The organism is Salinivibrio sp. MA427 (assembly GCF_001996115.1).
Taxonomy (GTDB): domain Bacteria; phylum Pseudomonadota; class Gammaproteobacteria; order Enterobacterales; family Vibrionaceae; genus Salinivibrio; species Salinivibrio costicola.
Map to the genome: position 1 here is coordinate 1 of NZ_MUFH01000147.1, position 6,217 is coordinate 6,217.

The following is a 6,217-nucleotide window of genomic DNA, read 5'->3' on the forward strand; positions in this document are numbered from 1 at the left end:
TTAATAAACATATCAAAGTTATCAATCGCTTGTTGGGTGTTTTCAATCGAGCTCGATTCGGTCAGCGCGTGCGGCAGCCAATCCATAAAAGGAGCAAGGGTGTGCTGGCTTTCCAACACGGCTTCTAAAATTAAAGGCTGATGGGCCATATTAGGCGCCACCAGCAACAGACGGTCACTGTCCAGTTGGTCCACGCGCGGGGAGTCATCCATTAATGTCCACCCAGTACCGCGCCAATGATTCATTGAACACTTCGCCATTAATGATGTTTTCCAACGTGCCGCCATTAGCTTCAATTACTTTGCGCGATGCCATATTGTCTTCATTCGCGGTAATTAGGGCGCGAGTGATCCCTAGCTCGCTCGCCTTGGGCAGCGCTAAGGCTAACATTTGCTTGCCATATCCACGTCCACGATATGACGGCGCAATATCGTAACCAATGTGTCCGGCTTCTTGAGATAGAAATGGCGTATTGATGTGATGGCGGATCCGAATCGCGCCAATGATTTGTTGCTCAGCATCAAGCAGCCAAAAATGACTACACGGCACATAACCTTTACGAAGGTTTTTACCCAATGACTCATCCGTTAACCGCGTCACGTAAGTGGCGAAATCATCTTTTCCCGGCCGATAGTAATCGGCATTCTCGGGATCAAACTGAGCAAAATCATCATAAAAGCGCGTAAAGGCTGCTTGGTGATTGAGTGTGGGGACGACTAATTCCATGTGCTTGTTCCTATTCCTATCATAGAACTAGGCTATCTCATTGATATTGAGAAATAAACATCCTTGTCTCTCTGGTTGTTTTAGTTCAGCACCTTGACCATGGTGGTGGCGCCTGAAAAGCCGACTAACCATTTTAGGTGCGGAAAGCGCTCTTCTTTGGTAGCGACAAAGCCTTTGGCTTGATAAAGCTTGCGGGCTCTGGGGTTGCTATCAATGACATCTAATCGAACGCTTTCAAAGCCATGTGCTTGGGCATAATCGAGAATGGCATCCAGTAATTGGGAACCAATCCCCTGACCTCGTATCGCGCTATCAACAGCAATGCCATCCATCACCAATTCATTGTGTGCCGCTTTACGCTCAAACAGCGCCAATATCGCGCAGGCCCAAATGCCTTTGATGGTCCCCAAACTATCGATCAACTGTTTCGCGCCCATGCCCTGTGTCAATGCGCCGGCTTGGGTTTGAAACCCAGCTAACCCCACCACCTTGCCGTTTTGCATAGCGGCAAACGAAAAGTCTGGGACAAAACACTGAGACAACACCGCCACGCGCGCTGCCTGATTAGGGATTGCCCGTGCGAACTTCATCCCAAACGCCTGCTCATACAACTCAGCGACGTGTTGTGCTTGCTCAAGCGGCCATCCTTGCCGGATCGCTATCTCCATTTCTTCCCTCGCAGTTAAAACCGGTACCGGAGGCTGGCTAGGCCATAGTGAAGCCAAGAAAAGTTATAGACTTCATCGTTGTCAGCCCCACCTTCTAGGGTGCGATACCCCAGAGCGCCATACCAGCCATCGCCAAGGTGATACTCCAACATCAGCGCCGCATCAACCGCTCGTCCCATGGGTGACCACGCGCCTTCCACATCCAAGATCAACGCCGCGCGATCGGATAGACGATATTGACCATAGCCATGCAGCAAGGGCACCACGCCAACGTTGGACTTCGTTGCTTTTGTTTCACCTTGCGCGAGGGTGATTTCAGCATCTCTCACCAAGGCGGCGGCACCGATGCCCCACTGCCAAGGGCCTTGATCGTAAAACGTCCAGCGGTATGTCGCACGATAGGTATTGAATTGATAATCCGCATCAATGGCTTGCTCGGCGGCAAAGCGCTGATCCTGAAACTGGATGCTTTTTGACAGCGTGCCACGACCATCGACAGAGAGAGGCGCAAAGGTTAGGCGTACCGCGTGCTGGGGATGGAACTGATACGTGCCATACAAACGCACATAGGGCGTGGCAGGCTGCCCGGTTAAATCGGTCATATCAAAGCGAGTGCCGGTATCTCCGGGGATGCTGACATCATTTTTGCTAAACGCCACCCCGCCGGTTTCAACGCGAAAATCTAACCCTTGCGCATAGGCCCCCGTTGATAGCCCCCCGACAAACAACACACTCATGATTCGAGCTGTCTGTTGGCACATCGTGTGCAAGTCTAAGCCTGCCCTAAGCCATTGTCGCATATGACCAAACGTTGTGGTTCTGCCCTTTCTCATTGCGCTTTGCCCTTATTATCGGCGTCAATCGCAGCATACATAATATGCTGAGGCCCTGCCGCGCCGCCCCAGTACAGCTCGCCTGTATCAGTAAAGCCGCCTTTTTGGTAACAGGCTTTAGCGGCCGGGTTTTGACAGTTCACCGTTAAATACACCCAATTGAAATCATGATAATCAACGGGCAAATACTCAAGCAAGGCTTTAACCGCACCGGTACCTAGACCTTGCCCTTGATAACGCGCATCCACTACAAACATGCGCAGGCCCAACGTCTTTGGTGGGCAAAAGTCATACTGAGACGCATAGTCGGTATCGAGTTTAAAAAAGCCTACCGTATTGCCCGCTCGTTTGATCACATGGCGGTGAATAGTCTCGCTGGTCTCGGCAAGAAATTCGTCTGCGGTGCCCGCAAATTTCACTTGTTGGTGAGGTAACGATACCTCTCGAACACCCTCTATATCTGCATTCGTTAGTGGAGCGACGCTTATCTTGGTGAGCTGACTAGTGGTGGTTTCTGACATACCAGTTCTCATCATCCTTGTTATTGGTATAGGGCTTGCGCGTTAGTCTTCGTGATCAATAGTCTTAGCGGTCAATGCTGAGCACTCGAGGTTAGGGAGCACCGAACAACGCGCTGCTCCCTTAAAGAGCGGACATAAAAAAGGGAGCCCTGCTTAACAGTGCTCCCTATCATAGCGTGCCCGCTAGGTTAAATCACTGACAACTCAACCTTAATATTGCCGCGCGTGGCATTAGAATATGGGCAGACTTGGTGCGCTTGCTCGACCAATGAATGCGCGGTGTCTTTATCTAGATCGCCAACAGACACTGCCAGCTTCACGGCAATACCAAAACCACCATCAATGGGGCCAATCGACACTTCTGAGTTAATGTGGGTGTCTTCTGGCAAGGTCACGCCTGCTTTACCCGCCACCAAACGCAGCGCACCAATAAAACACGCCGCATAGCCGGCAGCAAAAAGCTGCTCAGGGTTAGTGCCTTCGCCATCGTTTCCGCCCAAACCTTTAGGCGTGGAAAGCGCCACATCTAAACGTCCGTCATCGGATTTTGCAGACCCTTCGCGGCCTCCGGTAGCGGTGGCTTTTGCTGTATAGGCAACACTTTGTAGCTCTTTCATTTCACTCTCCTGTGTTTCAGTCCGCGTGCGGCTCACTGCTTCGCACTCAGCAGGTGCGATGAAGCCGCTTGCATCTGGTTTATTTATTTTGCATGCAAAACAATAGATCGTATAACCCAGCATTGCAAATACTTTGCGCACAAAATAAAATACTCACTAGACACACGGACAATGACAAGCCATGACCTATCCCCAATTGAAGCTCAATAGCCAAATCTGTCACCGCTTATACAAGGCCTCCAACGGTATTTCGCGCGCCTACCGCACCTGGCTGAGCGAGCTTGATCTCACCTACCCGCAATATGTAGTGATGATGGCGCTGTGGGAAACTGACCGACTCGCGATCGCAAATCTGGTTGAGAAAACCGGCATTGATGGTGGCGCGATGACGCAGATTTTGAAAAAGATGAGCGATAAAGGCTTGCTCACCATAGTGAAAGACGAAGACGATAAGCGAAAGCGGTGGGTAACATTGACGGGCAAAGGCATTGAGCTACAGCACCAAGCAGCGGAAATTCCTGAAAAGATTCGTTGTAAGTTTCCTAGCATTGATGATCAGCAAGCCCAGCAACTTATTGCGCTGCTGGATAAAATCAATCATGACTTAGGWGAAAGTGACGCATAAACGTCGGCTGAGCAGCACTCAAGGCTAACGTATCGATAAGAAAGCCAAACTATTACTTGGTCGTTGCCCCCTTTACTGACACAATCGGTGCTGTTACCTCGATATGAACGGACAACAATGAAACTTTTAGCTCGCAACCTTGCACGCACCACCACCGAACAAGAACTCCGTCAGCTGTTTTCTGAACACGGCGACGTCACCGACTGCAATCTGGTGCTGGATCAAGAGACTGGCGAATCCAAAGGCTTTGCTTTTGTGACTATGCCTGACGATGCCCAGGCCAACGCTGCAATTGCCGCACTGAACCTGGCCAGCGTTGCAAAGAGCAAAATCCGCGTGAAAATCGCGAACTAAGCAAAAAAAGCCCTTTGCACTTACATTGGCTGTGAGGCGGGAACGATAGCCAACACGATCACCCGTGTTGGCTTTTGTTTATGGTCGCCAAGCGTTAATAACGTAAAGCGTCATTAAACGATAGCTGATTGACAGCCTGCGCCCGGCTCGTCACTATCAAGCTTTCGGCATATAGTGACGCTCGGGCAATCAAAATGGCAAAACCGAATAAAAAAGGCCCCATCAAAACCGTCGATATTTTCTGTAAACGTTGTAATGCGCCACTATTTAAATATCGCAAAGGCGGCAAAGGTGCATTGGTGAAGTGCTTTAAAGAAAGGATTGTTGAGGATGCCACCACCACGCCGTGTCACTGCCCTCAGTGCGAACAGCCCTTTGCGCGTGACACCCTGGTGCGAGGCACACCAGCCTACAAATTTATTGGCGGTAAGATATGGTTCAAATGAAGATAACCCCTTTAGGCAATACGTTAGGGGCGCAAGTCGACAATATCGATTTATCTCAGCTTTCAGAGGGTGAGTTTGCGGCATTGTACCAAGCATTTTTACGCTACAAAGTGCTTTTCTTTCGCGAGCAGCCTCTCTCAACCAACAACCATGTCGCACTGGCAAAACGCTTTGGCGAGCTTGAGCCACCTCACCCGTTTTTCCCTCACCTGCCCGACAACAACCAAGTGGTCGTGATTGAAACCAGCCGCGGCAATCCACCCAGCCAAAGCTATTGGCACACCGACATGACATGGCAAGCGGTGCCGCCCAAATGCTCGGTTTTACACGCGCAATATGTGCCAGAACATGGCGGAGATACGATTTGGTGTGACATGGCAGCAGTATGGGCCGATCTAACCGAGGAAGAAAAAACCGAGCTACGCGAGCTCGACACCATTCACGCACTGCACGCCTTTGAAGGTAGCCGTTACGATCATCAAGACGCCGACGGCCAGAGTGTGGTCTCGAAACGCGCTCAAGACTACCCGCCTATTCGCCGTGCCATGGTGCAAACCCACCCAGAAACCGGCCAAGAAGTGCTATTTATTAACGAGCAATTTACTCACGCGATTGCCGAGTGGCCAGAGGCTGATAGCCAACAACGGCTGGCGACACTGTTTAGTCAAGCACGCCAATCGAAATATCACGTTCGTTTTCGCTGGCAAAAGCATTCGGTGGCGATCTGGGATAATCGCGCCACCCAACACTACGCAGTAACCGATTATGGTGACGCGCCCAGACGATTGCACCGTGTCACCGTTCAGGGTGACAGTGCTCAGTAACACCTAACGGCGTTCAGGTACGGGTATATTCATACAGATTGTTGCTATGCCCATAAAGCATGATTTGGCGTTGTAGCTGAAACCCTAGCTTTTCGAGCAAACGGTTTGAAGGTTGATTGTACGGTAAGGTCACCGCCTGAACCGTAGTCAGTCCGCTCGCTAACCGCTTACTGCCAGAAGGCGTCATTGCAGTGCATCCACCCAGTGTTTGATTTGTGCGGCGTTGAGCGTGGCGGGTAACTCGGCTCGAATGCCATTGGCAAAGACAAGCACGACGGACGCCCCTGGTAATTGACCGGACGTATCGACCACAACCGGCTGCACGGTTTGAGCTTGTTGGTGTTCACGTAATCGCTTCGACCAATAATAAAAAGTTTGATAGGGAATAGCGTTGTCTTGGCAAAACTGCTTAATGGACACTGTGCTTTGCTTTTGTTGTTCAATAATCGCCGACCAGTGCGCGCGTTTTTGTGCTTGTTTCATCGTACCTCCGCTCAAAAAGGTACTATGACAAAGCCCGTGTCTTATGGGTATGTAGGGTTTATTAACCGCTTACGGTTTAACATCGTGCTCTTCTTCCGCTGCTTCGCGTAAGGGCTTAAC

Annotated in this window: 11 protein-coding genes and 1 pseudogene; 4 read left to right on the forward strand and 8 right to left on the reverse strand. The window is 50.6% G+C overall.

Annotation, left to right across the window (positions count from 1 at the left end; genetic code table 11):
- The 6 genes and pseudogenes from BZG79_RS10125 to BZG79_RS10150 all read right to left on the reverse strand — a co-directional run.
- Nucleotides 1-212, reverse strand: a pseudogene (locus BZG79_RS10125) (hypothetical protein); the annotation flags it as partial.
- Nucleotides 205-726: a GNAT family N-acetyltransferase gene (locus BZG79_RS10130; protein WP_077676756.1), complete on the reverse strand. Its 522-nt coding sequence runs from the start codon at nt 724-726 to the stop codon at nt 205-207. The gene BZG79_RS10130 and the pseudogene BZG79_RS10125, both read right to left, overlap by 8 nt.
- An 80-nt stretch (nt 727-806) precedes the next feature.
- A complete protein-coding gene (locus BZG79_RS10135; protein ID WP_021023692.1) occupies nt 807-1,394 on the reverse strand; it encodes a GNAT family N-acetyltransferase in 588 nt (195 codons plus the stop codon).
- A gap of 14 nt (nt 1,395-1,408) precedes the next feature.
- Nucleotides 1,409-2,131: a hypothetical protein gene (locus BZG79_RS10140; protein WP_077774317.1), complete on the reverse strand. Its 723-nt coding sequence runs from the start codon at nt 2,129-2,131 to the stop codon at nt 1,409-1,411.
- Nucleotides 2,132-2,223: 92 nt separating this feature from the next.
- The gene (locus BZG79_RS10145) at nt 2,224-2,748 is read right to left on the reverse strand and encodes a GNAT family N-acetyltransferase (RefSeq protein ID WP_077774318.1); all 525 of its coding nucleotides are present in this window, start codon (nt 2,746-2,748) and stop codon (nt 2,224-2,226) included.
- A 188-nt stretch (nt 2,749-2,936) separates the two neighbouring features.
- Nucleotides 2,937-3,365 (reverse strand): organic hydroperoxide resistance protein, encoded by a 429-nt coding sequence (locus BZG79_RS10150; protein ID WP_021023689.1) that lies wholly within the window; start codon nt 3,363-3,365, stop codon nt 2,937-2,939.
- A 181-nt stretch (nt 3,366-3,546) separates the two neighbouring features.
- Here BZG79_RS10150 and BZG79_RS10155 point away from each other — a divergent pair, with 181 nt between their 5' ends.
- The 4 genes from BZG79_RS10155 to BZG79_RS10170 all read left to right on the forward strand — a co-directional run bounded on the left by BZG79_RS10155 (nt 3,547) and on the right by BZG79_RS10170 (nt 5,614).
- Nucleotides 3,547-3,990: a MarR family transcriptional regulator gene (locus BZG79_RS10155; protein WP_077774319.1), complete on the forward strand. Its 444-nt coding sequence runs from the start codon at nt 3,547-3,549 to the stop codon at nt 3,988-3,990.
- Nucleotides 3,991-4,107: 117 nt separating this feature from the next.
- Nucleotides 4,108-4,344, forward strand: a complete 237-nt coding sequence (locus BZG79_RS10160; protein WP_021023687.1) for an RNA recognition motif family protein — start codon at nt 4,108-4,110, stop codon at nt 4,342-4,344.
- 194 nt (nt 4,345-4,538) lie between these two features.
- On the forward strand, nt 4,539-4,790 hold the full coding sequence (locus tag BZG79_RS10165) for a hypothetical protein (protein WP_077774320.1): 252 nt from the start codon (nt 4,539-4,541) through the stop codon (nt 4,788-4,790).
- Nucleotides 4,787-5,614, forward strand: coding sequence for a TauD/TfdA family dioxygenase (locus BZG79_RS10170; protein WP_077774321.1), 828 nt, complete (start codon nt 4,787-4,789; stop codon nt 5,612-5,614). The genes BZG79_RS10165 and BZG79_RS10170 overlap by 4 nt, the downstream gene beginning before the upstream one ends.
- Before the next feature lie 13 nt (nt 5,615-5,627).
- On the opposite strand, the gene BZG79_RS16405 is transcribed toward BZG79_RS10170, so the two are convergent.
- Nucleotides 5,628-5,801, reverse strand: coding sequence for a GNAT family protein (locus BZG79_RS16405; protein WP_199877706.1), 174 nt, complete (start codon nt 5,799-5,801; stop codon nt 5,628-5,630).
- A complete protein-coding gene (locus BZG79_RS10175; protein WP_077774322.1) occupies nt 5,798-6,097 on the reverse strand; it encodes a hypothetical protein in 300 nt (99 codons plus the stop codon). Before BZG79_RS10175 ends, BZG79_RS16405 begins: the two co-directional genes overlap by 4 nt.
- Between the last annotated feature and the right edge of the window lie 120 nt (nt 6,098-6,217).

Coding starts and splice junctions, on each gene's coding strand:
- BZG79_RS10130 (WP_077676756.1), bottom strand. CDS start 726: ATGGAATTAGTCGTCCCCACACTCAATCACCAAGCAGCCTTTACGCGC.
- BZG79_RS10135 (WP_021023692.1), bottom strand. CDS start 1,394: ATGGAGATAGCGATCCGGCAAGGATGGCCGCTTGAGCAAGCACAACAC.
- BZG79_RS10140 (WP_077774317.1), bottom strand. CDS start 2,131: ATGAGTGTGTTGTTTGTCGGGGGGCTATCAACGGGGGCCTATGCGCAA.
- BZG79_RS10145 (WP_077774318.1), bottom strand. CDS start 2,748: ATGTCAGAAACCACCACTAGTCAGCTCACCAAGATAAGCGTCGCTCCA.
- BZG79_RS10150 (WP_021023689.1), bottom strand. CDS start 3,365: ATGAAAGAGCTACAAAGTGTTGCCTATACAGCAAAAGCCACCGCTACC.
- BZG79_RS10160 (WP_021023687.1), top strand. CDS start 4,108: ATGAAACTTTTAGCTCGCAACCTTGCACGCACCACCACCGAACAAGAA.
- BZG79_RS10165 (WP_077774320.1), top strand. CDS start 4,539: ATGGCAAAACCGAATAAAAAAGGCCCCATCAAAACCGTCGATATTTTC.
- BZG79_RS10170 (WP_077774321.1), top strand. CDS start 4,787: ATGAAGATAACCCCTTTAGGCAATACGTTAGGGGCGCAAGTCGACAAT.
- BZG79_RS16405 (WP_199877706.1), bottom strand. CDS start 5,801: ATGACGCCTTCTGGCAGTAAGCGGTTAGCGAGCGGACTGACTACGGTT.
- BZG79_RS10175 (WP_077774322.1), bottom strand. CDS start 6,097: ATGAAACAAGCACAAAAACGCGCGCACTGGTCGGCGATTATTGAACAA.